This window comes from Emcibacteraceae bacterium (assembly GCA_041396985.1).
In the GTDB taxonomy this organism is placed as follows: Bacteria; Pseudomonadota; Alphaproteobacteria; order Sphingomonadales; family Emcibacteraceae; genus Pseudemcibacter.
This window is the reverse complement of sequence record JAWKXO010000001.1, coordinates 137,493-163,732: the sequence shown is the minus strand read 5'-3', so window position 1 is coordinate 163,732 and position 26,240 is coordinate 137,493. Positions and strand designations below refer to the sequence as shown.

Annotated in this window: 24 protein-coding genes; 14 read left to right on the top strand and 10 right to left on the bottom strand. The window is 44.5% G+C overall.

Translation table 11 applies throughout. The annotated features are described in order from the left end of the window. The first annotated feature begins 90 nt into the window (after positions 1-90). The 3 genes from R3D86_00740 (at position 91) to R3D86_00730 (ending at position 2,401) form a co-directional block, all read left to right on the top strand. Complete coding sequence (locus tag R3D86_00740) at positions 91-1,020, top strand: PhzF family phenazine biosynthesis protein (GenBank protein MEZ5756726.1); 930 nt, start codon at positions 91-93, stop codon at positions 1,018-1,020. 157 nt (positions 1,021-1,177) lie between these two features. After that, positions 1,178-1,873 (top strand): SPOR domain-containing protein, encoded by a 696-nt coding sequence (locus R3D86_00735; GenBank protein MEZ5756725.1) that lies wholly within the window; start codon positions 1,178-1,180, stop codon positions 1,871-1,873. Positions 1,874-1,909: 36 nt separating this feature from the next. After that, positions 1,910-2,401 carry a hypothetical protein gene (locus R3D86_00730; GenBank protein MEZ5756724.1) on the top strand — a complete coding sequence of 164 codons (492 nt, stop codon included), beginning with the start codon at positions 1,910-1,912 and terminating at the stop codon, positions 2,399-2,401. Positions 2,402-2,411: 10 nt separating this feature from the next. Here the strand turns inward: R3D86_00730 and R3D86_00725 are convergent, their stop codons facing one another. Beyond that, positions 2,412-3,566: a serine hydrolase domain-containing protein gene (locus R3D86_00725; protein MEZ5756723.1), complete on the bottom strand. Its 1,155-nt coding sequence runs from the start codon at positions 3,564-3,566 to the stop codon at positions 2,412-2,414. Positions 3,567-3,689: 123 nt separating this feature from the next. Between R3D86_00725 and R3D86_00720 the strand changes: the two genes are divergently transcribed. Then, on the top strand, positions 3,690-4,073 hold the full coding sequence (locus tag R3D86_00720) for a hypothetical protein (protein ID MEZ5756722.1): 384 nt from the start codon (positions 3,690-3,692) through the stop codon (positions 4,071-4,073). Between the two features lie 2 nt (positions 4,074-4,075). On the opposite strand, the gene R3D86_00715 is transcribed toward R3D86_00720, so the two are convergent. Then, a complete protein-coding gene (locus R3D86_00715) occupies positions 4,076-4,606 on the bottom strand; it encodes a septal ring lytic transglycosylase RlpA family protein (protein MEZ5756721.1) in 531 nt (176 codons plus the stop codon). An 84-nt stretch (positions 4,607-4,690) separates the two neighbouring features. Between R3D86_00715 and R3D86_00710 the strand changes: the two genes are divergently transcribed. The 6 genes from R3D86_00710 to R3D86_00685 all read left to right on the top strand — a co-directional run bounded on the left by R3D86_00710 (position 4,691) and on the right by R3D86_00685 (position 9,146). Further along, positions 4,691-5,638 (top strand): PfkB family carbohydrate kinase, encoded by a 948-nt coding sequence (locus R3D86_00710; protein MEZ5756720.1) that lies wholly within the window; start codon positions 4,691-4,693, stop codon positions 5,636-5,638. Next, the gene (locus tag R3D86_00705; GenBank protein MEZ5756719.1) at positions 5,628-6,566 is read left to right on the top strand and encodes a pseudouridine-5'-phosphate glycosidase; all 939 of its coding nucleotides are present in this window, start codon (positions 5,628-5,630) and stop codon (positions 6,564-6,566) included. The genes R3D86_00710 and R3D86_00705 overlap by 11 nt, the downstream gene beginning before the upstream one ends. Continuing rightward, on the top strand, positions 6,559-7,575 hold the full coding sequence (locus R3D86_00700) for a 2-oxoglutarate and iron-dependent oxygenase domain-containing protein (GenBank protein ID MEZ5756718.1): 1,017 nt from the start codon (positions 6,559-6,561) through the stop codon (positions 7,573-7,575). Before R3D86_00705 ends, R3D86_00700 begins: the two co-directional genes overlap by 8 nt. Positions 7,576-7,679: 104 nt before the next feature. After that, positions 7,680-7,880 carry a hypothetical protein gene (locus R3D86_00695; GenBank protein ID MEZ5756717.1) on the top strand — a complete coding sequence of 67 codons (201 nt, stop codon included), beginning with the start codon at positions 7,680-7,682 and terminating at the stop codon, positions 7,878-7,880. A gap of 32 nt (positions 7,881-7,912) precedes the next feature. Beyond that, positions 7,913-8,332, top strand: coding sequence for a hypothetical protein (locus R3D86_00690; GenBank protein MEZ5756716.1), 420 nt, complete (start codon positions 7,913-7,915; stop codon positions 8,330-8,332). 139 nt (positions 8,333-8,471) lie between these two features. Beyond that, positions 8,472-9,146 (top strand): hypothetical protein, encoded by a 675-nt coding sequence (locus R3D86_00685; protein MEZ5756715.1) that lies wholly within the window; start codon positions 8,472-8,474, stop codon positions 9,144-9,146. A 274-nt stretch (positions 9,147-9,420) separates the two neighbouring features. Here R3D86_00685 and upp read toward each other — a convergent pair whose 3' ends face one another. The 7 genes from upp to R3D86_00650 all read right to left on the bottom strand — a co-directional run bounded on the left by upp (position 9,421) and on the right by R3D86_00650 (position 19,777). Beyond that, positions 9,421-10,050 carry a uracil phosphoribosyltransferase gene (gene upp, locus R3D86_00680; protein MEZ5756714.1) on the bottom strand — a complete coding sequence of 210 codons (630 nt, stop codon included), beginning with the start codon at positions 10,048-10,050 and terminating at the stop codon, positions 9,421-9,423. 112 nt (positions 10,051-10,162) lie between these two features. Further along, positions 10,163-12,544 (bottom strand): transporter substrate-binding domain-containing protein, encoded by a 2,382-nt coding sequence (locus R3D86_00675; protein MEZ5756713.1) that lies wholly within the window; start codon positions 12,542-12,544, stop codon positions 10,163-10,165. Positions 12,545-12,680: 136 nt separating this feature from the next. Next, positions 12,681-13,289 (bottom strand): flavodoxin family protein, encoded by a 609-nt coding sequence (locus R3D86_00670; protein MEZ5756712.1) that lies wholly within the window; start codon positions 13,287-13,289, stop codon positions 12,681-12,683. A 53-nt stretch (positions 13,290-13,342) separates the two neighbouring features. Further along, on the bottom strand, positions 13,343-13,873 hold the full coding sequence (locus tag R3D86_00665) for a GNAT family N-acetyltransferase (protein MEZ5756711.1): 531 nt from the start codon (positions 13,871-13,873) through the stop codon (positions 13,343-13,345). Positions 13,874-13,881: 8 nt separating this feature from the next. Beyond that, on the bottom strand, positions 13,882-14,562 hold the full coding sequence (locus tag R3D86_00660; GenBank protein MEZ5756710.1) for an SDR family NAD(P)-dependent oxidoreductase: 681 nt from the start codon (positions 14,560-14,562) through the stop codon (positions 13,882-13,884). 64 nt (positions 14,563-14,626) lie between these two features. Then, a complete protein-coding gene (locus R3D86_00655) occupies positions 14,627-17,128 on the bottom strand; it encodes an FtsX-like permease family protein (GenBank protein ID MEZ5756709.1) in 2,502 nt (833 codons plus the stop codon). 165 nt (positions 17,129-17,293) lie between these two features. Next, positions 17,294-19,777, bottom strand: coding sequence for an ABC transporter permease (locus tag R3D86_00650; protein MEZ5756708.1), 2,484 nt, complete (start codon positions 19,775-19,777; stop codon positions 17,294-17,296). A gap of 245 nt (positions 19,778-20,022) precedes the next feature. Here R3D86_00650 and R3D86_00645 point away from each other — a divergent pair, with 245 nt between their 5' ends. Then, positions 20,023-20,364, top strand: a complete 342-nt coding sequence (locus R3D86_00645) for a gamma-glutamyltransferase (GenBank protein MEZ5756707.1) — start codon at positions 20,023-20,025, stop codon at positions 20,362-20,364. Further along, a complete protein-coding gene (locus R3D86_00640) occupies positions 20,328-21,626 on the top strand; it encodes a gamma-glutamyltransferase family protein (GenBank protein MEZ5756706.1) in 1,299 nt (432 codons plus the stop codon). The genes R3D86_00645 and R3D86_00640 overlap by 37 nt, the downstream gene beginning before the upstream one ends. A gap of 1 nt (position 21,627) precedes the next feature. Here the strand turns inward: R3D86_00640 and R3D86_00635 are convergent, their stop codons facing one another. Beyond that, on the bottom strand, positions 21,628-22,890 hold the full coding sequence (locus R3D86_00635) for a hypothetical protein (protein MEZ5756705.1): 1,263 nt from the start codon (positions 22,888-22,890) through the stop codon (positions 21,628-21,630). A 192-nt stretch (positions 22,891-23,082) separates the two neighbouring features. Between R3D86_00635 and R3D86_00630 the strand changes: the two genes are divergently transcribed. Both R3D86_00630 and R3D86_00625 read left to right on the top strand, forming a co-directional pair. Beyond that, positions 23,083-23,742 (top strand): hypothetical protein, encoded by a 660-nt coding sequence (locus tag R3D86_00630; GenBank protein ID MEZ5756704.1) that lies wholly within the window; start codon positions 23,083-23,085, stop codon positions 23,740-23,742. Positions 23,743-23,758: 16 nt separating this feature from the next. Continuing rightward, positions 23,759-26,203 (top strand): EAL domain-containing protein, encoded by a 2,445-nt coding sequence (locus tag R3D86_00625; GenBank protein ID MEZ5756703.1) that lies wholly within the window; start codon positions 23,759-23,761, stop codon positions 26,201-26,203. Positions 26,204-26,240 lie beyond the last annotated feature (37 nt).

Below are 26,240 nucleotides of genomic sequence, written 5' to 3'. Positions count from 1 at the left end.
ATTATTATAATCCAATATATTCGTTTTACTCGATTAAATAATATTTGTAGGTTCCGGTCAAGATCAAATATAAAGTGAAAGGAAATTAACATGATGAATATGTCAAGTTTGAGAACGAAAATAATGTCACAGATTGACCGTGCACCAAATATTGAGGTTTATAAGGTAAATTCATTTATCTATCAGGGGCAGGGTGGCAACCCGGCCGGGGTGGTCCTTGATGCCGATAAATATAGTAACGAGCAAAAGCAGGCCATTGCCCGTGAAGCGGGCTTTCCGGAAACGGCCTTTGTGTCAAAATCGGATGTGGCTGATTTCAAGCTTGAATTTTTTACCCCCAATAAACAGATTGCCCATTGCGGTCATGCGACCGTTGCCGCTTTTTCCTATCTTAGCCAGCTGGGCCGGATTGATAAAAAGTTTGCCGTAAAAGAAACCATTGACGGCAACCGTGATATACTGCTTGAAGATGGCTATGCCTATATGGAACAGATCCCGCAATATATTAAGGATATTGAGGAAAGTGATATTGATATCGTTCTAAAGTCATTATCCCTAAAAGTTGGTGACATGAAAAAGGGCTATCTGCCGAAAATTTCAAACACCGGCGTTTCTTTCCTGATTATTCCACTGGAAAGCAACGATGCATTAAGCGCCATTGAACCGGAATTAAAAGCAATCGAAATGATCAGTGAAAAATATGACCTGATTGGCTTTTACGCCTTTACCACTGATCCCGTTGATAAGGCCCACACGGTTACCACACGCATGTTTGCGCCGCGTTATGGAATTCCGGAGGAAAGCGCCACTGGCATGGCAGCCGGGAATTTAAGTGCCTATCTCTTTAATGAGATGGATTTTAAGTGTGATAAAATCGTGGTGGAGCAGGGCTTTTTCATGAAAAAGCCATCAAAAAGCGAAATTATCGTTAACCTGACCATTCAGGAAGGCAGATTGCTCAAACTGATGGCAGGCGGCATGGCAAAAGTTGAAAACAGCACATTTGTCAATATTGGATAATAGGGAAATGTAAAATTGTGGCCTGGTGCTTATTGCCGGGCCACAAGGAATGCCGTTTCGTAATCATTTTATCCAGTATAAATATAATTTACCTTGATTGTTGTTATGGTTAACCATTATGGTTAATTTTTTAGGGATAACAGTTGAGAGTAGTTTAATGCAGCGTTTTAAACACATCATTATAAAATTTTTTATACCACTTTTTTTGGTTTTAATACTTTTCGGATGCAGCACAATTGATGGTTTTCTGGGTGGAGGAATGAATGATCCGGAAAATGTCGCCGCCGCAAATGCAGAAAAAGAAAATGGGCAAATGGCCACACCGGAGCCTGCCGAACCTGCCATGCCGACAGTGGAAGAACAACTGGCGGAAAAAGATAAGGCGCTGGTTAATCAGGGTATGAGAATTGCTGCCACTGAACGCGAGCTTCAGATGATACAGGAGGAAAATAGTAGCCTTAAAGCGGAGCTTAACGCCCTAAAAGCCGAAGCCGACGAAACAAAAGCAATGCTTGAGCAGGCCAATGAAAGCCAGGTAGCCGCAGCGTCAGAAAATGCCAGATCAAATGCCCCCAGACCAAAGGCCCCGAATGGCGGGTATGGTCTTCATTTAGCATCATATCTTCATATGGAAAGTATTGAACCGGGACTTAAAAATCTGGAAGCAAAAATTCCGGTTCTGATTGAAGGAAAACCCATTAAAATTGCCAAAGCCACAGTCAAGGGTCAGAATTATAATCGTCTGATTGTCGGCAAATTTGATAACCGGGATGATGCGCAGGCCGAATGCCGTCAGGCACTGTTGCTGATTTCTTTTTGTGAAGTTGTTGCCTTTGACGGGGAAGATTATTAAAACAGAGACAACAGGTTTATTTAAATAGGATGTCACGTGTTTAATCAGGCAAAATTTATCGGGGTGGCAATGATCGCCCTTACCATTTCCCAAAATGCATATGCGGAAGATCAGAAATGCACAGGTCCCGGCCTTTCAGCGCTTGTCAATGTTGATGTTTCAGGGTTTCGCAAAGAAAAGCTCGAAGCATCCTTTGCCAAGGCGATGGGCGGGGCGGATGCATACGCCTATTTCGATGGCGATAAGTTAAAAAAAATCACCGCTTCTTTTTCGAGCAATGCGGGAAAGGCGGATATGAATTTTTATATTCAGGACCGAAATAATTACCTGATGGAATATCATATCCTGCAAAACAGTAATTTTTATGCCGAAGCGGACAGTGTGTTGCTCACCGATGAAAAATCATTTTATCATGTCTGTGATGATAATCTACTGGCGCCGGCCTTTGGCGGTATTATCAACGAAGAAGTTTATGATAATATGAAACTGGTCTATCAGATGATCCTGACCGAAGTTGATAGTAAATAGACGAATTTAATTACTTTTCATCCATTTCAGTGTGAAATATATCAAGCGTTTTAAGGGCCAGTAAAAAATGATTGGCCTGATCCTGATTGGCTGGCGGGGCATTGCCGACATTTTTGGTAAGCGCCACCGCCCGGTTATGATCAAGGCAGAGAATCATCATGGTCAGCCCGCCGGTGCTGCCCCCCGAATGCATCACCGTATGGGGGTGACGGTCCATCATGGCGATAACATCAGCCGCCTGTTCCGGGTTTGCGGTGAAGGCCGCGCGGTAACGGTCAAAGCCGACAACCCAGCCGATCCCGTGGGGGGAGACATCACCACGGGTGAACATTTCACTTAAACTTTCCGCCCTTAAAAAACCCGGTGTCGCGTGTGCCATGGCGAATTTAACCACATCGGTGGGTGTCGCCAGAAAACCGCCCCCGGCATATTTATAACTGCTGTTAACGGCGGGGGAATTGACCAATGCACCTTCAATATAATCGTAGGATCCCTGCCGATTGGCGATAACCGGTTCGGCGTCATCAAATGTGGTGTCGGTCATGTTAAGGGGGGTGAGGACCTCATCGCGGATGATTGATTTAAAGTCCCGGCCTTCCGCCGCTTCCATCGCGGCGCTGATCAGGGTCCAGCCATAAGTGGAATAGCTATACTGGCTGCCGGGCGCGAATTTAAGCGGGTCATTTTTAAGAATATTAAGCGCATCAAGGGTGCTGTCATATTGGACGTTGGACGCAAATTCGTCGCCCTGATAATGGCGGACCCCGGCGGTATGGTTGGCAAGCTCGCGGATGGTTATTATTGCGTGGGTCCTCGGCCAGTCGGGGACATAGGTCCTGATATCGGCATCAAGGTCAATTTCCCCGCGTTCAACCTCCTGCATCAGGGCGGCGGTGGTGATCACCTTGGCGACTGAACCAATCCGCATTTTGGTCGCGGGGGACATCGGGGTTTTATCCTCAAGATTGGCATAACCGAACCCTTCCGCCCAGATCACACCGCTGCTATCTGCAACCGCCACATTGATCCCGGGGATATAGGGAAGGGCGGCAACCTCGTTAAACATCTGCTCAGCTTTTTCCGCGGCCTTATCCAGCGGCGATGAACAGCCAAATAAAAACAGCGCAAAAATAAAGGCCAGCATTATTTTGACAGATTTAATCATTTTCCCACTCCCTTTTTTTCTCCCGAGTTTAACAAAGGTCATAAATTTGGCAACGGATAAATGTTATCTTGCCTTTTGACGAGAATTGCGCTTAAGATTTGGGAAAATATTAAAGGGTGGATTATGAAAAAAATATTGCTAGCTTTGATGCTGTTGCCGATCGTTGCCAATGCGCAGGAAAGGCTGCCGGATACTATTGAAGCCGGGTGGAAGGGAAAACCGGTCTGCGTCGTGCTTTATGAGGATGATAAAATCCGCACCGGCACTTGCACCTATCCACCGGGGGTGGGACAGGACCGCCACACACACGGGCCCTATTTTACCTATGTCATTTCCGGTGGGACACTGCGGGTGACAACGGAAAACGGCACACGCGAAAGCACCAGTGTGACCGGGCGGTCAGGAAACAGCATGGGGACCAAATGGCATGAGCTTTTAAATGTCGGCGATACAACAGTGCAGTTTTTCTTCATTGAACAGAAATATCTGAACAATCCTGCGCAATAAGCTTAATCAACAACCTCAACCCGCACACGGGCAAGGCCAGCACCGATAAAATCAAGCTCTTTTGCCGCGGCGTAGGACACATCAATGATACGACCCTTAATGAAAGGCCCACGGTCATTAACGCGTAGAATGACCGATTTACCGTTCTCGAGATTGGTGACAAGCACACAGCTGGGCAGCGGCAATGTGGTATGGGCGGCTGACATCGCATTCATGTTAAATGTTTCGCCGCTCGCGGTCTGGTTTCCATGATGATTTTTCCCGTAATAGGAGGCAAGCCCGGTTTTATTATAATCCGGGTCGTGGCTTGGCACATAGCGCACCCCGCGCACCGTATAGGGACGGCCGACTTTACCGGCATCGGCTATGCAGCTGCCAGTGGTGCTGGGGGCCGCCGGTGGGGTCGGTTTTGACGCCGTGACGTTGGGGTTTTCCGGGCTGGGCGCACGGATCACCGCCACATCCGGCGTGCTGGCACAGGCGGCCAAAGTCAGGGTCAGGGCAATCAGCCCTATGGTGCGATAAAATTTCATTTTGATATTAAATCACAGGGTATCTTAAGACAGGGTTAATAAGTTGTTGACCCGGGGCATGCTTCACCGTAGCTTCACTTTCAAATGGAAACTTTAAACCCAAAAATTAATGATCCCTTTATTGCTGTGATCGGCGGTGCCAACATGGATATTTGCGGCGCGTCGACGGGGCCGCTGGTCGCTCGGGATTCAAACCCCGGTCGGGTAAGCTTAAGCCCCGGCGGCGTTGCGCGCAATATTGCTGAAAACCTGAGCATGCTTGGGGCGAACTGCCGGTTTTTGGGGGCGGTGGGTGACGATCTTTATGGCGATCAGCTGATCCGTGCCGGGGAAGAAAGCGGTATTGATATGAGCGGCGTTTTAAGGGCAGCGGGCAGGCGTACGTCAACCTATCTTGCCGTGCTTGACGGGCAGGGCGATATGGCAGTTGCCATCAATGATATGGATATTATGGAGACTCTCACCCCCGAATATATAAAAAGCCATCAGAAAACCATCAAAGAGGCCGCGGCGATCGTCATGGATACCAACCTGACGGAAGCTGCGATTGCTGAAATAGCGGCATATGGGAAAACCTGCCCGATATTTGTTGATGTGGTTTCCACTGCCAAAGCCCCAAAAATATTGCCTCACCTCGCGAACATACACACACTTAAAGCCAACAGGGAAGAAGCGGAAGCAATTTGCGGGCGGATCGCCGATCTTGATAAAATGGCGGGCTGGCTTCATGAAAAGGGCGTTCAAAATGTCATCATTACCCTTGGCGCGGAAGGCGTATATTATAGTAACGGACTTGAGCATGGCATTAATAAATCGGACAGTGAGACATCAAGACCGGTCAATGCAACAGGAGCGGGGGACGCCTTTGTCGCCGGTCTGGTCTTTTCATATCTGCAGAAATGGGATATGCCGGAAGCAATAAAATTTTCGACCTCCGCGGCAAAGCTGGCAATGGCGCATGAGGGGACAATCAACCCGGCCATGTCGGTGTTGATGGTGAAAAAAATAATGGATAATAAAAATGGTCAATAAACATATGAAAAGTTACCTTGATATACTGCCGGAAATTGCGGCGGCGATAGACGCGGGAAAGCCGGTTGTCGCCCTGGAATCGACGATCATTTCCCACGGAATGCCTTACCCGAAAAATGTTGAAACCGCGAAAGAGGTTGAACAAATGGTCCGTGACCATGGCGCTGTCCCCGCGACCATTGCCATTCTAGGCGGGCGGCTTAAAGTCGGCCTTAATGACGGGGAACTTGAATATCTGGGGAAAAGCGGACTGGACGTGATTAAAGCCAGCCGCCGTGATATCCCCTTTATCGTCGCAAATAAGGGCGACGGTGCAACCACGGTGGCGGCAACCATGATTATTTCGGCGCTGGCGGGAATTAAAATATTTGCCACCGGCGGCATCGGCGGTGTTCACCGCGGCGGCGAGCTTTCAATGGATATATCCGCCGACCTTCAGGAATTATCAAAAACCAATGTCAGTGTGGTTTGTGCCGGGATTAAATCAATCCTGGATATCGGCCGCACGCTTGAATATCTGGAAACGGTGGGGGTGCCTGTTGTCGGTTATAAAACCGATCATGTGCCCGCCTTTTATGCCAGAAGCAGTGGGTTTAAAGTTGATTACCGCCTTGATAGCGCAGGCGACATTGCGCGGGCAATGAAAGCAAAATATGATCTTGGGCTTGAAGGCGGGGTGCTGATCACCAACCCGGTACCGGAGGAATTTGCCCAAGACCCGGACAAAATAGAAGCCACCATTAACGACGCGATTAGGGAAATGGACAGGCGCAGTATTACCGGCAAGGAGACGACACCATTTCTTCTGGCGCGCATTGCCGAACAGACCGGCGGCGAAAGCCTTGAAACCAATATAAAACTTGTCCTTAATAATGCGAAGCTGGCGGCGCAGGTGGCGGCGGATTATAGCCGCCTCGAAAATGAATAAAGGCAATCAGATGGGCGGAAAAGAAAATATTGAAACACTGGCGCGCGTTGATATCGGGGCCTTTATTGACGGGACTGATGCCGAGCGGGGCAAAATTGCTGATCAGGTGGATGACATCTGCCGGGAAATAGGTTTTCTGATCATTGAAAATCATGGCATTGATCAAAAAGTGATTGATAACGCGTGGAAGGCCGCCGAACAGTTTTTTGCGCTGTCAAATGAGCAGAAATTAATGTCAAAATCAGCGGAAGCTGGCTCCCCACGCGGTTATGTGCCGGTGGAGGGCGAAAATCTCGCCAAAACCATTGGCGATGAACTGCCGCCGGACCGGAAAGAGACATTCAGCAGCGGCCCGCTGAGCCCGCCCGTGGGTCATCATGGCCATGAAGACGGATTTGATTTCTTTTATGGGGATAATATCTGGCCCGCCGAACCCGCCCTGTTCCAGAAATACTGGATCAGATATTATCTGGGTATGGATCGGCTTGGGGGGCGGATTATGGAAATGCTTGCCGTGGCCTTAAAACTGGATCCTGATTTTTTTATCCCTTATCACACCCATCATATCAGTGCGCTGCGCACGCAGAACTACCCTTCGTTATCAAGTAAAATTCTGCCCGGGCAGCTTCGCGCTGGCACCCATTCGGATTATGGCAGCGTCACGATTTTAAGACCAGACCCGCTTGTTGACGGGCTTGAGGTCAAATCCCCCCATGGCGGCTGGATCAAGGCCCCGGTGGTCAGTGACGGCTTTATCATTAATATTGGTGACCTGCTGGCGCGCTGGACCAATGACCGCTGGGTTTCAACCCTGCACCGGGTGGTGGAACCTGAACATAAGGACGGCGAGACACCAAAACGGCGACAGTCAATCGCCTATTTCATGAACCCCAATTATGATGGTATCATCGAAACCATTCCGACCTGTTTGAAAAAAGGCGAGAAAAGCAAATATGCTCCCGTTTCCGCCGGGGACTATCTGATGGCAAAATTCAGACAGTCAACCTGATCAGGCTCTATAAAGCCATTAAAATTATTTGATGAACAAATTTAAAATCAACGCCACCTTGGACAAATAATAAAAAAGAGCCTATAGTTTAAGGGGTAAACATCATGAACATTAAATTGGGGGAATTTATGGAAAAAAACACTGCTAAAAAGCAGATTGCTTTAGGGTCTGACGTCACGGCGCAGCAGGCGCAGGCTGCCTTTGTCTCGATGAATGGACCGTTTAAAAGTAAAAAATTCAAATTCCATCAAACCGATCCCAAAACGCGGGAACGCAAAGTCATGGAACTTGAAGGCAAAAAATGATGAGGTTTGGGGGTAATTTAGGTTTTTTGTTGATGGCGTTTACACTTCTTTCCGGGTGTATGGATGGCCGCCAGGGAAATTACTATCAATCCTATATTGATCCCTTAACCGCTGGAAATGTCATTGCATTAGAAGAAGGTGAGCAGCCGAAGCTGATATTTAGTCAGAATATCGAAGCTGATAAGGAAAAATATCAAAATCTTGGGTTTGTCATTATCGGGCAATCAGAATTCGATACAACCGATGAAAAACGTTATTTAAGGCGAAATGTTGATAGCCATGCCCAGCGTGCCATTGAGCAGGCAAAAAAAGTACATGCAACGCATATTCTTTATCTGCGTGAAAAGGTCAGCGAAAATATGGAAACAACCATAAAAGACGGTAAATACGAAACGGAACGATTTGAAAGGTTCAAAAATGTATCTGTTTATTTGGTTAGGGGGACTAATTAAGCTTTTAAGGAAGGTTCATATTCTTCAAATTATGTAGAGTTATATGTTTTGTCTGAATTAAAAAATGAATTTTAAAGACTTTTAAAACCTAAGAAAGTATTGGGGCTATCCTATTGGAAAATTGTAAAGGGAAAATGACGTGGCAGTCGTAAATATAATTTTGGCAATTCTTATTATTGTAGTTTTTTTTATTACAGTGGCCATTGTACTGCGCCGTTTACTTAACGGAATATTGGTACTGTCTGATAAAAGCAGGTTTAATAATTGGTTGACGACTTTAAATAGCAAAACGGATTGGTTCGTAATATCTGTACTTATAATAACTATTGTCTTGTCTTTTTTGTTGAATCGGAATGGTATTTTTATGTTTGAAAATACTAAGGTGGGTAGTGATTTTGGGGGTGAATTGGTTTCTCTTGCAGATGATTGCGACTCTAAAGATTTAGCACAATTGAAAATTGGTATGTTGAAAAATAGTTTATTCCTAGCAAGTGTGGCATTTTGTTTTTTATTAACACATGCTTCAACTTATTCTATGCATATTATGAAGGTAGTATTAAAGAAGTTCGATGAGTATGACCATTCGTTTCGAAGAGGCTTAATAGCATATCCACTTATAATCTGTGTAGGAATTTGGCAAAGTTCTAGTATGGTTTTAGACCAATTTAGTGTGGAAGATATATGTGGTAGATCGGATATTGAGTTAGGAGATGTTATGTCTTTGTCGGTATTGCCGCAATTTGCAGGATATTTCATTTATATGCTCATTGCTTTGCCTAAAGCATACATTTTATATTTTAAAAAAACTAATTAACAGGGGGTATTATGTCAAGTTTAAAAACAGTAGATAATGCAGTGGATATTATTGAAATGCAGAATTCGGGAATTCAGGGGACAGTATATTTAATTAATGTTTTTTGTTCATTATGCTAGGTTCCTTCGATGGTCAGATTAGCCCGTCTTGTTCTTACTGAAGTCCCACACCATGTCACCTAACGTGTTTGCCGCAAGGGGGCATAAGCAAATATGCTCCCGTTTCCGCCGGGGACTATCTGATGGCATAATTCACACCATCAACCTGATTAAATTTAAAGCGTGCCAAAAATCCTGTCACCTGCATCGCCAAGCCCCGGAACAATATAGCTTTTTTCATTTAACCGCTCATCAATTGATGCCGTGTAGATCGGCACATCGGGATGGGCGGCTTTCATCGCCTTTACCCCCTCCGGCGCACAGAGAAGGCAGAGGAAAGTGATATCTTTTGCCCCGGCTTGTTTGATCCGGTCAAGGGCGGCAATGGCCGAATTGCCGGTCGCCAGCATTGGGTCCACCACCAGATTAAAGCGTTCATCAAGATGGGGGGGAACCTTAAAATAATATTCAACCGCGTGCAGATCTTCATGGCTTCGGTATAGGCCGATATGGCCGACCTTTGCCGTCGGGTTCAGATCAAGCAGCCCTTTCATCAGACCATCCCCGGCCCGTAAAATTGAATGAATGCACATCCTGCGTCCGGCCAGCGTCGGTTTTGATGTTTTTGCCACCGGTGTTTCAATATCAATATTATGAAGCGGTAAATGGCGTGTGACTTCATAACCGAGCAGAAAACTTATTTCCCGAAGCAGTTCACGAAAGAGAGAAGGCGGCGTTTCCTTTTTCCGCATGAGGGTCAGTTTATGCTGGATCAAAGGATGATCGATGACAATTGGCTGGCTCATTGGAACCTCCGGTTTGATTTTTACTTGTTTGCGGAGAGTTTACAGAGTGTGTCCTTTAATGCCAAGCCTTGAAAATAAATTTATGAATTATCAAAAAGTGGCAGGAAAAAAATTAAGCCGCATTGGCGCAAATTCTGGCTGCCGGGAAGGTGATGGTGGCCGATGTCCCGACATTTATTTCACTATCCAGGGCAAATAGCCCGCCATGAAGTTCAATTAGTTTCTGAACGATGGATAGGCCAAGCCCGGTTCCCTCAACCTGAAGTTCGGGATTGCTTTCAATCTGCTCAAACGGGTTTAAAACCATTTCCAGCCTGTCTTTGGGAATGCCAATTCCGTTATCCTTAATTTCCACGGAGACAGAACCGTTTTTGTTTCTTGTGGTGGTAATTTCCACCAGACCGTCATAATCAACAAATTTAACCGCATTTGACAGGAGATTGATGAGAATACGAACAACGGCATTCTGATCACCGATCAGGTCAATTTTTTCTTTGCTGTCATAAGTTATAGTGACATTTTTTTCCCGGGAATTCTGTTTAAGCATTTTGATGGATTTTTTAATGCTTTCATCAAGCGAGAAAATCTTTTCATTGAGCACCCATTTACCGGCTTCAATTTTCGATAAATCAAGAATATCTTTTATGACCACGGCCAGATGTTCACCGCTTGATTTAATATCGTTTAAATATTCCCTGTGCTTTGGAGAAGTAAGCGGTCCGCCAATACCGGCGATCATCGCTTCGGAAAAACCGATTATGGCGTTAAGGGGGGTTCTTATTTCGTGGCTCATATTGGCGAGAAAGGCCGATTTGGCGGCATTGGCATTTTCCGCGATGATCTGTGCCTGACGCAGTTTTTTCTCAACAGTGCGCCGACGGCTGATTTCCTTACGCAGGCGGTTGTTCCAGATCAATATTGCCGCGAGAATGATGACGGCGATTATAGAAACATTCCTGACCAGTGTAAAATCCGTGCCGTTTTCCAATTTAAGAGACTGCCATTTTTGGGAAATCTGGTTTCTTTCCATCGGCGTTATGGACTCCATAGCCTTGTTAATGGCGCTGGCGAGCAGGAGATATCTTCTGCTTATGCCCATAACCGTGTCTCCCTTGAATTCGGTCTGGCCGACGACAATAATATTGGCAAACCCATTATGGGAAATGTAATGTGACGTAGTCAGAATATCAGAGATAAAGGCGTCTGCCTTTCCGGCAGAAATCATTTTTATGGCTTCACCGATTGTATCGACTTCTATTTTTTTAATTTCCGGATAGTCGTGGTTAATCCACTGATTAACCGTATAGCCCTTGACCTGTACCAGAGTTTTTCCGGCCAGTCCCTCAATATTGCCAAAAATGGCGGCATCATCGCGGGCAAAAATCATATGATTGGCGGAGAGATAATTGCTGGTCAGGAAAAACTCTTTTTCCCGTTCCGGGGTAGGAGCAATAGCAGAGATTATATGGGTTTCACCGGACAGTGTACGTTCAATCCCTTCGCTGAAATTTTTAGTGCCGGACCATTTAAAAGTGACATTCAATTTATGGGCTATTAAGTCCAGAAAGTCACCGGCAATACCATCAATTTTTCCATCTTTATTAATAAATTCAATAGGTTCCAGCTGCGGGTCTGTTGAAACATTTATAACCGGATGAGCAGAAAGCCAGGCGCGTTCCTGCGGCGATAAATTAATAGTCTGCTGGCTGGAAAGTGGAATCTGCCATTTATTCGCTATGGCCTCCAGTTCGTTATTGCTGATTGCTTTTATGCCTTTATCAAGTATATCCCTTAAAATTGGCTGGTCTTTACGGCTGGCAAGGCGAAGCTGCTCATTTTCAAATTCTTTTATGAAATTTTCTGTGCTGAGATTTTTTAAACCGGAAATAAAATTCTGGGCTATATAATAGTCAACGGTAACCGACGAAGCCGTAATTAAATCAACATCATTATTGGCAAGGGCCATTACGACACTGACTGAATCCGGATATTCAATAAGGGTGAGATCAGAATAATTTTTTGTGTAATAATTGGCATATATTGAACCGCGCACAACCCCGATTTTTTTACCCTTAAGATCTTGTGCGCTTTGGATTTGTGCCATGCCCACATGTCCATAAATTGTCGCATAGGATTCAATATAGGGGGATGTAAAATTTAAAAACTGATCGCGTGTGAAATCCTCGGAAATACTGTGAAAGACATCTATCTCATTATTTTTAATTTTCTCAAGTGCTTCCGGCCAGGTTGCCGGTTCAGCGAATGAGACGTTCAAGCCTACTTTTTCAGCTGTCAGCTTTAATATATCGACGGAAAATCCTCTGGCTTCACCGTCCCGGGAAAAATTAAACGGAACATATTGGGAAATGTTTGCGGCTCTGATCGTCGGGTGAGCTTTAATCCATTCACTTTCCTCGATCGTTAATTTTGGTGTCTCCGGCACGCTCTGTGAATAAGCAGACAGCGAAAGAATATTCATCAATAAAATTATCATAAGCTGTGCGTAAGATAGCTTTAATATGATTTTTTTTAAAAAGTAGTTAAGGTTCATCCGGTGTCTAACAAATGCATCTGATATTAATTGTGCTCAAGGGTATCCTAAAATTATTATAACTAGGTTAATTAACTTGTTAAATGACAAGCTTTTCGGCATATGATCTGATTTTTGAAAGAGTACTGTCGGGCAGGGTTTTGTCACGGTGGCCGGCAATAAGGCCGCTGTTTAATATTCCAACCGGATCGGCACCGATTATTTTTGCCGTATATTTAAGCTGGCCGGTTGTGCCGTAAAACCAGCGGGCAAGGAAACCAGGTGCCGCGGAGGAGGTGATTAAAACAGCCTTTTTTCTGGTTTCTTTTTCTTTTCTGAATTTTGGTCCATGTGCTCCCCACGGCCAATATGCATAAACGGCAAGACGTTCCATAAAACGCTTGAATATGGCGGTGATGGACCCAAGATTGGTTGGTGCCGCAAGGACATAGCCATCCGCTTCTTCAATTTTCCGGACAATCATTTCCATGGCGTCCTGCTGGACACAGGGTTCGGGTGATGGGCCTGGTTTTTGCATACATTCGCGGCAATTCAGGCAAAAATGAATAGGGTGATCCCTCAGCATAATGGTTTCTGCATCGGCACCAAGCTGCGTCAGGGCACGGCTCATTTCCTCCACGGCCTGATCGGTAATGCCATCATCCCGGTAGGAGCCGTCAATGATTAATATTTTTGTCCTTTTTGTCATGTGAAAAATTATATCAAAGTCATTCTTTCCCGACTTTGACAAAGATCAATGAATCATAATTTTTTAAGCCAGACGGTAAAATCACAATCGGTGGCAAAATCATTGATACGGTGGGCAAACAGTTCCTCAAAGGGTAGAGTATAAGACGGTTTATATCCAAGCCGGTCATACCAGACTTTCAGGAATTCCTTGCTGTCATTTTTCCAGTGGCGTGGGGTCAATAGCTCTAATCTCATGGTCTTAAATCCTGTGTGGCGGGCCCAGCTTTCCGCTGCATTGACCAGCTTGCGACCGATACCGATTCCGCGCATGGCAGGGTCCGCTGCCAGCATGCCAAATTCCCCAATTTCATCGCTCTCAATACTGATTTTGCAGACGCCGACAATATAGCCATCTTTTTCTGCGATAATAAGCATCTTTTCCCGAATAAAATTTTCAACTTCTTCATTGTTGGTCCGGTTCGCCATTCCCGCTTTCCAAAGATCGGATTCAGCATCGGCATAAACCTGATTAATCAGATCGGTGATCCGTTTTATGGTTGTGGGGCCAAGGTCCTTATCATTAACAAGTCTGGTGCTGATCATAATACCCCCTACCACGCTTTTTTGGATTTTAAATGAAAAAAGCCGCCACTCGGGCCATCATCCGGCAATGTCGCCAGCCAGACCACGGTTTCCGCCCCATCAGCGGCAGTGAGCGGCGCATCGGACCCGCCCATTTCAGTTTTGAGCCATCCGGGATGGACCGAATTGACCTTGACATTCTTTGGCATTGAACGGGCCATATTCATGGTCAGCGCATTAAGGGCCGCTTTGGTCACCGAATAGGAAACAGGCCCGGTCAGCCCGTCCGCAAAGGACCCCCAGTCCGATGTTACATTGACAATGCGGCCATATCCCCGTTCCACCATATCCGGCAAGATGATCTGGATAAGGTCAAATGCGGCAATCAGGTTCACCTGAACACTGTCATAAAAATCCGTTTCTTTAGCATCCAAAATAGACCCGTTTTTTAGGATTGCACCGTTATTGACCAGAATATCAATCGGCCCATGGTCCCGAAGCACCGCTTTTGCCTGGGCCCTTAGCTTGCTGGAATGAGAAAGATCAATATAGACGGCTTCCACGTCACCGGGGATGCTGGCGGCAATTTTTCGACCGTCCATAATATCCCGGCATCCCAGCAATATTTTTATGCCCTGTGCGGCCAGGGCTTTGCAGACCTCAAGTCCTAATCCTCTGTTACCACCGGTGACAAGCGCCTGTTTCGTCATGATCGTTCCTCCATATTTTTTTGAAGGTCAGTCTATCATGTAAAGGCAATGTTTCAACGGTGAATTATTCATATCTGAGTGCCTTGATCGGGTTTTGTCTGGCGACGGCATAACTGTTCCCGGCGACGGTGGCCCAGGCGATAAGCAGGGCGGTAAGCCCGGCCATCAGGCAAAGCGCAATAATCACCATATCGTCAATGCGGTATACGAAGCTTTCCAGCCAGCGGCTCATGGCAAGATAGGCAATTGGCCAGGCAATAATATTAGCAATCAGCACGGGTTTGCTAAACTGCCAAACCAATAATTTCACAATCTGCCAGACTTCTGCCCCGAACACTTTTCGGATACCAATTTCCTTGGTCCGCCGCTCCGCGGTAAAACTCGCCAGGCCAAACAACCCCAGACAGGCAATGAAAATGGCAAGACCGGAAAAAGCCGCGAACATAATCATCTGGTTTTGTTCTTCGGCATATTGCTGCGCAAAAGAATCCGTTGCAAAGTTAAACCCAAAGGAAACACCGGGCATCTGTTCTCGCCATATATTTCTTGCCTGATTAACGACATCCATTGGGTCACCGGAATAACGAAGAATGACATAAAGCGGTTGATCTGCGGTCAGCTGATAAAATTCCGGGAGCACTTCAGATCTTAAATCTGTAAGATGCACATCATCTATGACACCTATAACGCTTAATTCTGTCTCCAGTTTTTTCTGACCACCATCATCACTGACTGAACCCACATTCATATAAAGCATTTTTCCTATTGCCTGTTCCGGTGTGCCAAGACCAAGACGACGGACAGCAGATTTATTAAGGATAATGGATGCTGTATATCTTTCTCCTGCCTCAAGCTGTTCGTTTGTTGGTCTTTGATCCCTGTGGTTTCGGTCAAAGTCACGCCCGGTAATCAAGGGGATGCCAAAAGTCTTTAAAAAGTCATATCCGACACTTCGGGATGTCATCAATACCGGGTCAATTACGTCTGAACTTTTTGCTCGCAAGGGCCTCGTTTGCGTAAAGGTAAACTTTGTTCCCGGTTTAAAATTAGCAGTGTAGGTTACATTGGAAACGCCTTTGATTTTATTAAAACGATTGATGATTATCTCAATGTTTTCGTTAAGCTTTTCAAGGTTATCGCCCTCAATTGAGAGTAAATTTTCTCTCTCATATCCGATGTTCATATTATTGACATAAATGATTTGGCTGAAAATGACGGCCGTTGATACAAATAGTGTGATTGAAATAGTAAACTGAATAGCCACCAATAGGGTTCGAAACCGGATTGATCCATGTGTGTCATTGGATTTATTCGAATGTAATATATTTGCGGGGCGAAAATTTGATAAGATAAATGATGGATAAATCCCTCCGGCAAGTCCAATACCCATTGTGAAGATGAGGACGCATAAAATATCAAATGAAAAATAATCAAGGGTCAGGTTAATGCCGATAAATTTACTATAAAAAGGCAGTGATATTTCAACAAACATGAAAGCAATGACAAGCGCAAATAGCGCAATCAACAAAGCTTCACTTAAAAACTGAACCATAAGATTTTCACGTTTAGCACCCATGACTTTTCGTAAACTTACTTCTTTGGCCCGCTGGCTTGCGCGTGCGGTGGTTAAGTTCATGAAATTAATCGCTGCAATGATAAGGATGAGAAGTGCGACAAGTGTGAACACGATAACATTGTTTTTATTCCCTCTGGGAACTGTTTCATAATCACCACGGGCATCAAAGTGCAGATTTTCTACATTCATCAGCGATAAATGGACAGCAGTGCTGGGTTTTGTTCCAGGGGGGCCAAAGGATAAGGCGGGATAATTATTGTCAATAAATTGAGGCAGATTGTCATCAATTTTTTGAACATCTGATTTATTGGAAATTGTGACAAAAGTCTGTGTGAAATTATCATACCAGGCAGACCATAAATTGACCTTGTAGTCTTCCTCCGCCAATACGACCATTCCATGAACTTGCATAACCGTATTTTCCGGCGGGTCCTGTATCACAGCGGAAATTTTATAATCTTTAATATGATCAAAAAATTTAATGGTAACCGATTTTCCAACAGGATTAGTATCGCCAAAGAATTTTTTTGCCTGGCTTTGGTCCAGCACCAGACTGCTTTTATCATTTAAGGCATAATTTAAATCTCCATAAACGGTCTTAAAATCAAAAATATTAAGTATGTCAGGATCAACAAGGGCAAGAGAAAGTTCAAAATTATTATGATCTATGATAATCGTTTCCTTGATATCAACCAGTCGGGCAACTTCGTCAATTTCAGGGAAATTTTTTTTAATGGCCTCAGCAAGCAATGGGGTTACGCCGTTATAATATTGTGGATCCTTTCCCGGAACATCCATCCTGTTGTGAATCCGGTATATATTACCCGAATTTTTCCAGAAGTTGTCGTAGCTGGTCTCGTAGCGCACATAAAGGGCGATCAGCATGACGGCGGCGAGGCCGATCGCCAGACCCATAATATTGATGATGGAAAAAAGCTTGTGCCGCAGAATATTGCGCCAGGCCGATGTTATGTAATTGGTGATCAGCATATAATTTTCCCCTTTTTGTCATACCCGGGTTGATTGGGCATCCGTTGCCATAATTTCCCCCTTTTTGTCATACCCTGACTTGATCGGGGTATCCAAGTAGGTATGGATAGAATTATCCATTTTGAAATGGATTGCCGCTTTCGCGGCAATGACGCGGTGTGTGGTTTATTCATATCTGAGCGCCTTGATCGGGTTCTGCCGGGCGACAGCGTAGCTGTTCCCCGCCACAGTCGCCCAGGCAATCAGCAGGGCGGTGAGCCCGGCGATAAGACAAAGCGCAATAATCACCATATCATCAATGCGGTAAACGAAGCTTTCCAGCCACCTTGACATCGTCAGATAGGCAATCGGCCAGGCAATGATGTTGGCAATCAGCACCGGTTTTGAAAACTGCCAGACCAATAATTTCACAATCTGCCAGACTTCTGCCCCGAACACCTTGCGAATGCCAATTTCCTTGGTCCTTCGTTCTGCGGTGAAAGACGCCAGGCCAAACAACCCCAGACAGGCAATGAAAATGGCAAGCCCGGAAAAGGCCGCGAACATGACAGCTTCTGTAAATTCGGATTTATATTGGCTAGTAACCAAATCTGAAACATAACTAAAAGTGAAAGGTAATTCGGGTAATTGTTGTTTCCAGAGGTTTCTTACATCTCTGGTAATGGATGATTTTTCCCCGTTATATCGCAGGGATATGAATGGTCCGTTATCGGGCATTAGAAAATAGACTGTTGGGGCAATTTCCTTCTTAAGGCTATAAAGATGAAAATCAGGAACAACTCCTACAATATTATATTTACGTTCAAGTTTTTCATCAGCCTCTCCAATCTTCATAAAGAGTGTTTTTCCTATAGCCGCTTCCGCAGATCTGAAGCCGAATTTCTGCAAGCTTGCACGATTAAGAATAATTGAGCTTATTTCTCCGTTTCCGGAACGAATTTGCTCTAACGTAGTTTGTTTATCCTTTCGGTTTACATCAAATTCTCTACCTGCAAGTAATGGAATTTCATAAGTCTTAAAAAAATTATAGCCTATACCATCACTATTAATTGATATGGTTTTTCCGTATTCCATTTCAGAAGTGCGAAAATCGTCAATAATTTCATTTGTTCGCCCGGGTGCAAAAGAGGAAGTAGTTACATTGGAAATACCTGGAATTCTTTTGAGTTCACCAATTAGCAACTTCTGTTTTGCTAAAACTTTCTCATTATCAGTATCTTCAATGAGAATTAGATTTTCTTTTTTGAAACCTAGGTCTTTTATGCTGGTATATAAGATTTGGCTGTAAACGACTGTTGTAATAACAATAAGCAAAATTGATGTTGAAAACTGAATTACGACAAGAAAGAGCCTTATTTTTGATGCATAATTACTTTCACCGTTCATGTTGGATTTAAGCACTTGAACAGGCCTATATGATGATAGAACAAAGGAAGGATAAAGGCCGGAAACAATACCTACGCTAAATGCTATAATTATAATTTTAAGCATATCCCAAGAAAAATAATTTAATTTTATTTCCGCACTTATAAAATTTGATAGGAAAGGCAGTAATACTTCAACCAAACAAATTGAAATTAATAGGGCTATAGTAGTCAGCATAACTGCTTCACCAAGAAACTGACGAATAAGCATTCCGCGATTAGCCCCGGCTATTTTACGAATGCCAACTTCTTTTGCGCGTCTTGTTGAACGGGCAGTGCTTAAATTCATAAAATTAATTGATGCAATTATCAGAATAAATGACGCGACGATTGAAAAATTGATAACATTAGCCATACTTCCACGAGGCTTGGGTTCACCAATACCTTCTGCCTTTAGGTGTATATCCTGAATATTTATAGAATTAAAAGTTAGATAATCCGAATTTTTATTATCTGGTTGTAACGCTGAAAACCGGGCAAAATATTGATCCAATACATTTGGCATTTGGCCATTAATTTGATCAATATTAACCCCGTCATTCAAGCTGAAGTAAGTTTGGGTGACTGGAACGTACCAGTTTTCAAAACGTCGAGTATACTCCTTCCACTTATTTTTATTAAATAATACCATTGATGAAATATCAATCTGACTATTTGGCGGAATATCCTCAATGATAGCTGAAACAATATAATCCTGTTTAAAAAAGTTAAAATCCAGAGTTAAAGTTTTTCCAAGTGCGTCGGTATTTGGAAAATATTTGTTTGTCATTGACTGATTTAGAATTATGGCATTTGAATTTTCCAATGCTACATTGAGATCACCTGAAATGACTTTAAAATCAAATATTTTGCTGATTTCAGTATCAACCATTTCAATATTTTCTTTTGTGTAATCAGAATTATTTTGAATGATTGTTTGGGTTTTTATTATGCGACTGCCATATTTAATTTGTGGAAATGCTTTTTTTATAGTTTCTAATGTTTGGCTGGAAACATTTGTAAAACTATACGATCCAAGGCCCGGAATTTCCGACTGCATTTGCATCCGGTAAATATTATCAGCATTTTTCCAGAAGCTGTCATAGCTGGTCTCGTACCTGACATAAAGGGCGATCAGCATGACGGCGGCGAGGCCGATAGCAAGCCCCATAATATTGATGATGGAAAAAAGTTTGTGCCGCAGAATATTGCGCCAGGCCGACGTGATATAATTTGCGATCAGCATATAAACCCCCTTTGCCGAGACTCTCCCAAGTCCAGATCATTTTTACAGTTAATTTCCCATTTTAAATTGTAGCAAGGACTATGCCAGAAAAAAATATGTTTATTATCAATAGCTTAATTTTTTGATGTTCATTATCGTACAGTTGAGTTGTCCGATAATGAACGTTTTACGCGTTTCAGTCGTTGCCAACTATGCCGATTTCTGACAAAAAGTGTGAAGGTAAAATTGGAAGGGTCAGTATCATTTTGAAGCAAACCTATTTTGGAAAAACCGGGCAGGGGCCGGTGACGGAAAAAACCGGCATGGCGGCAACGTCCCACCCGCTGGCGACGGAAACGGCGCTGGATATTTTAAAAGCCGGCGGCAATGCCATGGATGCGGCTGTGGCGGCCTGCGCCGTGCAATGTGTGGTGGAGCCACAGTCAACAGGGATCGGCGGCGATTGTTTCTGTCTTTATTCACCGGAGGGGAAGGCCGATTATGTTGCCTATAACGGTTCTCCGGCCGTGCCCCGACGGCGGCAAACGGGGCATGGTATCGGGAGCAGGGGATCAGTGAGATTGTCGAAAACAGCCCCCATGCGGTGACCATTCCCGGCGCGGTGGATGCCTGGGCCAGGCTTATCGCCGATCATGGTAAATTTAACCTGGCGGAACTGTTAAAACCGGCAATTGGTTTTGCTAGAAACGGCTATAAAATTTTGGACCGGGTCGGGTTTGATTTTGCCCGCGGGGCGGATTACCTAAAGAATAGCGAGCATGCGGCAAAAGTCTTTATACCGGATGGTGTCATGCCCAAAGCGGGGGATATTCATAGACAACTGAAACTCGCTAAAACCCTTGAAATAATTGGTGAATATGGAAGAGACGGCTTTTATAAGGGTGAGGTCGCCGATGATATTGTCGGATATCTAAAATCGCTGGGCGGACTTCATACGCTGGATGATTTTGCGGGATATAGCGGCAATTACGTGACGCCGATTTCTGCCAATTACCGGGGCTATGACATTTACCAGTGCCCGCCCAACGGGCAGGGAATTATTGCCCTGATGCTGCTTAAAATTATGGAGCGGATTGAGGTTGAAAAGGACGGCCCCTTAAGCGCCAAACGCATCCATCAGGAGATTGAGGCTGGCAGGCTGGCCTACCATCAGCGGGATTTGTATCTGGCCGATCCGGATTTTAAGGATGTGCCGGTTGATAAATTGCTGGGGGAGAAGAATATAGAACGGCTGGCCGCCGCGATCACGGACAGGCGGATTGAAACGCTTGATCCCTATGACCTGCCGGATCATAAAGATACGGTTTATATCACTGTGGTCGATAAGGACCGGAACTTTTGCAGCTTTATCAATACAATTTTCCGGCAGTTCGGCAGTGGCCTTATGGCGCCGAGGTCCGGCGTGCTGCTTCATAATCGGGGCAGGGGTTTTTCCTTAAAAAAAGACCATCCCAATGAAATAGCCGGCGGTAAAAGGCCGCTTCACACAATTATCCCGGGCATGGTTGCCAAGGACGGTCGCACGGTAATGTCATACGGCGTGATGGGCGGGCAGTATCAGGCATTCGGCCATATGCAGTTTTTAACTCGACTTCTTGATTACGGACTGGATATTCAGGCGGCGATGGATTTACCACGCTTTTTTTCCGACCCGTTCTGCGGCAATGTTGAGGTTGAAAATGATATTGATGCAACTGTACAAGACATTATACAAACTAAAGGTCATAAAGTTGTGACCCCGAAAATTCCGATCGGTGGGTCGCAGGCGATCTGGATCGACTGGGAAAAAGGAACGCTGATTGGTGGATCAGACCCGCGAAAAGACGGATGCGCCGCCGGGTATAGCTAACTTAAAAAGTAACCCGGTAACTGGCTTGAACCTGCGTTTCATTGGTTTTTGCCGGTAGGCCGAAGTCGGCGCGGTCGGACCGCTTGCTGGTAAGCTGCAGCAGTTCAACAATAAAGCGCTGACCGTTGGTGACATCAAGCGCATAGGCCAGCATCCAGGCATGGCCGTCTTCGTCATTATTGTTTCGCTCAATCAGGGTTTGATCAATCATGGCAAAATCATCATAGCGGGCGGAAATGCGGTGTGGACCAACTTGCCGGCTGAGCATGATATAAAAGCTTTCATAATTGGCGTCCGCCGGCCTAAAACCCAAATCGGGACCCATTTTGGTGTTGCCTTTTAAGAACTGGCCGAAAATTTCAATATCTTTTACGAAATCGACAGTCATACCGATATTTAAAAAATCAGATTCCCAGCCATATTGCCCGCCGATGCGGGCGTCTGGGATGGCGCGGTTGTCATAATAAAGGGCATTTAAGGATAGATAACCGAAATATTCCCAGTTAAAGCCGACAAAATAACCCGGCCTGTTATCAATTTCATAATGGGGTATGGTGTAGGGATCCTGTCTTCTGAATATTCCGGTCGGGGAAAGCGCATTCACAGCGGGAAGTGGAAATTGACCAAACAGGGTCGTTTTGCTGTCATGCAGGGCCCAGCCACGATAAAAAAGCAGCGTGCCGGACGTATCATTAACGCCAAACAGGCCGGCATTGATTTTCAGGGCCTGATTTTCAAATTCCTTTTCAGCGGAAATTTCGATACCGGTGGTTTTTATTTCCTCACCAATCCAGCTATTAATGGCAGATGGGGTGATGGAATAGGGGCTGGTCCAGGCAATATCATAATTTTCAAGGGAAATATGGGGATAAAACGCGCCAAGACGCACTTCCAGTTTATAGCCGGAGGTCAGAAGTTTGTTATATTTGAAATAGGCTTCAACAACGTCAATGCTATGTGGTTGCTCCGGGTCAAACTTCAAATTGACGAATGAGGATAATTCCCATGAAAATTTGGTATCAACCAGCAGTGCCGCTTCGGCGAGATTTAGCCGGACTTCATCATTTCCGTCCGGGTCGGACCCGTATCTGGTTTTTCCAAGGCCGCATTCAAGCCAACTGGGTTCGCCGCTAGAATAACTCAGGCGCGCGTCAGCATAGCCGGTAAAAGAAAATTCCGGAAAATGATCCTGCGCAACGGCCGGGCTGACCAAAAAACCAAGACAGCATAGCAATATTGCCGTTATCCTGTAATTCATATTCATTTTCGCATCCATTTTCATTCTGGAATTCAAATGTCCATTGAGTACATGATTACATAAAATCATTAAAAGATCATAAATCGCAGAAAAGTCAGTTTTTTAAGGGCAAATTAAGGGAAATTTAACAGAGAAACGATATAAAAATTACCGGATGTTAAATGGTTACTGGCAAAAGATCTGAAAATGAAAATAAAAATGAGAGATTATAAGATTTCGTTCATGCGGGTCGTCCTTTACATAATGGCAACCTTTTTGCTGCCTGTTGGTCATAGTTTTGCGGTTGATATAAACGCTCTGATAACCGACGAAGATGGAAACCCACTTGAATATGCCGTCATAACACTAGTTGGTGAAAGTCCGGCTCTTGAAAGTAAAAATGCCGTCATGCCGCCACCGGTAATGACACAACAGAATATTCAGTTTTCGCCATTTGTCCTGCCTGTTGCTGTTGGGACAACTGTTTCCTTTCCCAATAAAGATAAAATCCGCCATCATGTTTATTCCTTTTCAAAGGTAAAAAGATTTGAACTTGAGCTTTATGGTGAAGATGAGGAAAAATCGGTCGTTTTTGATAAGGAAGGGATCGTTGCCCTTGGATGTAATATCCACGATAACATGCTGGCCTATATTTATGTGGCCCGCTCTCACAGTTTTGCAACGACAGATGAAAAAGGCGGCGCAACAATCGTCAATGTTATGCCGGGGACTTATGATGCCTATGTCTGGCATCCACGTCTGAGCGGCGAAGAAGAGGATTATAAAAAACAGATAACAGTGACAGATCAGGGAATTGATCAGCTTAAGTTTGAAATCCCGCTCAAACGCGAGCGTAACCGCAGCAGAAGTAAATATTGAAGTTTGAAGGAAATATATGTTTAAAAGTTTTCAAACCAAACTTGTGATCTTATTTGCACTTCTGTTCGTTTTAGTTCAGGCACTCATTTATTCTTCGGTTTATTTTGCGACAAAAAACAATCTGGAAAAACAGGCAGATGCACAGTTGATTTATAGTAGCACTGTTTTTAACCAGGCCATGAAAGCCAAAATTGACAGCTGGCTTAGTGAAGCGAATATATATTCAACGGATTATGGGTTCAGATCAGCTGTAACCACAGATGATAAGGCAACGATAATATCTGCACTAGAAAACCTGTCCAGCCGGGTCGGGGCCAGCCGCGCCATGATATTTTCAACGGATTATAATGTATTGGCCGAAATTTCGGATGATGGTACAAAAGCGGCACAAAAGGATATTTTTCAAAAACTGATTGATACCGCTGATGATGCGGGTGAATCCTACAGCTTTATAAAAATTGCCGGCAATGTTTATCAGTTTACAATTGTCCCGGTATTGGCACCTATTCCTGTTGCCTGGGTGGCGATCGGTGACAAGCTGGATCAGACATCCTTAAATGAATTAAAGAAAACATTGCCGGATGGCATTGATATAACTCTGGTTGAAAAAAAGCCAGAAGGGAAACTGATTTCTCTTATATCAACACTTGATCATCAAATTGCAGCGGATGTGACAGATCAGTTCGATTTGGCGGAAAGTCAGGGCGAAATAGACTTGCATGAAGCACTTAATGATCATTTTATGGCACACAGAACGGCGCTTCCAAGCTCAATCGGAGAAAGTCCGATCAGTATTCTGCTTACCTATTCGCTTGATGCAGCCTATAGTCCCTATAGGCCGTTGGCATATGTCCTAATGGCATTGGCGGTATTGGGGCTGGTTTCCCTGATTATGGGCAGTATTACTGTTGCCAAGACGGTTTCAAAGCCGTTAGAGCTGCTTGCACGGGCAGCGCACCTAATTCAAATAGGTCGATACGAAAAAGTAACGGCAATAAAGCAAAAAGACGAAATCGGTCAATTAGCGGAACATTTTAATCAGATGATTATCGGTATTCAGGACCGTGAAGAGAAGATTTTGTATCAGGCGGAACATGATCTGGAAACAGGCCTACCGAACCGCAATAATGTTGATAAATATCTGCAGATTTTGTTTAACAATCAGGTTGATACGGGTCAGATGTTCAGTGTGCTTCAAATATCCATAGATAGTTTTGATGAGGTAAGAAATACGCTGGGTTATGACACGGCAAGGGAACTATTAAGAAAAATTGGTATCCGGCTTCTGCAAAAAGCCAACAGTAATAATTTTGTCGCGCGCTTAAGTTCGGCACATTTCTGTCTTGTGTTTGAAGGCGGCAACAGTATCAATTCGGTCAGTCTGGCTCGGGAATTGCTGGCCATATTTGATGATCCATTCATGGTGCATAATTTCACCATTGATACGAATGTCAGCATTGGTATTTCTTGTTCGCCAGAGCATGCGCAAACGGCGGATTTACTGTTACAGCGCGCAAGTATTGCCACATTACATGCAAAAGATGATATCAACCGCATTTGCATTTATGATAAAAAAATCGATGGGTATGATGCGGACCGACTTTCATTAATGGGAGATTTCAGAAAAAGTCTCGAAGAGGGGGATGTGAAATTTTATTACCAGCCGAAAGTTGATCTTAAATTGGGCCATATAACCCATGTTGAGGCGCTCGTTCGCTGGATCCATCCCGAGCGCGGTTTTATTCCGCCAGATGATTTTATCACCATGGCGGAGCAGACCGGCCATATCCATCATCTTACCTTATGGGGACTTGATGCCGCTATAGCGCAGTGCCGCGACTGGATAGCTGAAAATATTGATCTGAAAATGGCGATTAATCTTTCGGCGAGGGACCTTTCCAACCGTAAATTGCCGGAAATCATCATTAAGCTTTTAGAAAAATACGGCGTGCCAAGAACGCGGCTGGTTCTGGAAGTCACTGAAAATGCCATCATGCAGGATCCGGAACTGGCCCTTGGGGTTTTAAACGATCTTTATCAGCATGGATTATTGCTATCTATTGACGATTATGGAACTGGCTATTCATCCATGAGCTATCTTAAAAAATTGCCGGTTAAGGAACTAAAAATAGATAAGTCATTCGTTCTTGATCTGGCAAAAAATAAAGAGGATGAAATTCTTGTCCGGTCAACAATTGATCTGGGACATAATCTCGGTCTTAAAGTCACGGCAGAAGGGGTGGAAGACGAAGCATCAATGGAGATCCTCCGTCAGCTTGGCTGTGACCTGGTGCAAGGATTTTTTATCAGTAAACCGCTGCCAATTGCGGACCTTTATGAATTTATTGAAAACTCGCCCTATGGGCTTAATCAGGAAAAGCGTGTCATTAAACGAACAGATCCAATGGACAGCCCGGATTCAATGATCAAATCAATAGAACGACGCCTGTCAAAAATCTGAACAACCTGAAATGAAGAGCCCGCCGAACTTTTGTTAA

Excerpts from the sequence above, each read along its gene's own strand:
- R3D86_00740 (MEZ5756726.1), top strand. The coding sequence starts at position 91 with ATGATGAATATGTCAAGTTTGAGAACGAAAATAATGTCACAGATTGAC.
- R3D86_00735 (MEZ5756725.1), top strand. The coding sequence starts at position 1,178 with ATGCAGCGTTTTAAACACATCATTATAAAATTTTTTATACCACTTTTT.
- R3D86_00725 (MEZ5756723.1), bottom strand. The coding sequence starts at position 3,566 with ATGATTAAATCTGTCAAAATAATGCTGGCCTTTATTTTTGCGCTGTTT.
- R3D86_00720 (MEZ5756722.1), top strand. The coding sequence starts at position 3,690 with ATGAAAAAAATATTGCTAGCTTTGATGCTGTTGCCGATCGTTGCCAAT.
- R3D86_00715 (MEZ5756721.1), bottom strand. The coding sequence starts at position 4,606 with ATGAAATTTTATCGCACCATAGGGCTGATTGCCCTGACCCTGACTTTG.
- R3D86_00710 (MEZ5756720.1), top strand. The coding sequence starts at position 4,691 with ATGGAAACTTTAAACCCAAAAATTAATGATCCCTTTATTGCTGTGATC.
- R3D86_00705 (MEZ5756719.1), top strand. The coding sequence starts at position 5,628 with ATGGTCAATAAACATATGAAAAGTTACCTTGATATACTGCCGGAAATT.
- R3D86_00700 (MEZ5756718.1), top strand. The coding sequence starts at position 6,559 with ATGAATAAAGGCAATCAGATGGGCGGAAAAGAAAATATTGAAACACTG.
- R3D86_00695 (MEZ5756717.1), top strand. The coding sequence starts at position 7,680 with ATGAACATTAAATTGGGGGAATTTATGGAAAAAAACACTGCTAAAAAG.
- R3D86_00690 (MEZ5756716.1), top strand. The coding sequence starts at position 7,913 with ATGGCGTTTACACTTCTTTCCGGGTGTATGGATGGCCGCCAGGGAAAT.
- upp (MEZ5756714.1), bottom strand. The coding sequence starts at position 10,050 with ATGAGCCAGCCAATTGTCATCGATCATCCTTTGATCCAGCATAAACTG.
- R3D86_00675 (MEZ5756713.1), bottom strand. The coding sequence starts at position 12,544 with ATGATAATTTTATTGATGAATATTCTTTCGCTGTCTGCTTATTCACAG.
- R3D86_00670 (MEZ5756712.1), bottom strand. The coding sequence starts at position 13,289 with ATGACAAAAAGGACAAAAATATTAATCATTGACGGCTCCTACCGGGAT.
- R3D86_00665 (MEZ5756711.1), bottom strand. The coding sequence starts at position 13,873 with ATGATCAGCACCAGACTTGTTAATGATAAGGACCTTGGCCCCACAACC.
- R3D86_00660 (MEZ5756710.1), bottom strand. The coding sequence starts at position 14,562 with ATGACGAAACAGGCGCTTGTCACCGGTGGTAACAGAGGATTAGGACTT.
- R3D86_00655 (MEZ5756709.1), bottom strand. The coding sequence starts at position 17,128 with ATGCTGATCACCAATTACATAACATCGGCCTGGCGCAATATTCTGCGG.
- R3D86_00650 (MEZ5756708.1), bottom strand. The coding sequence starts at position 19,777 with ATGCTGATCGCAAATTATATCACGTCGGCCTGGCGCAATATTCTGCGG.
- R3D86_00635 (MEZ5756705.1), bottom strand. The coding sequence starts at position 22,890 with ATGAATATGAATTACAGGATAACGGCAATATTGCTATGCTGTCTTGGT.
- R3D86_00630 (MEZ5756704.1), top strand. The coding sequence starts at position 23,083 with ATGAGAGATTATAAGATTTCGTTCATGCGGGTCGTCCTTTACATAATG.
- R3D86_00625 (MEZ5756703.1), top strand. The coding sequence starts at position 23,759 with ATGTTTAAAAGTTTTCAAACCAAACTTGTGATCTTATTTGCACTTCTG.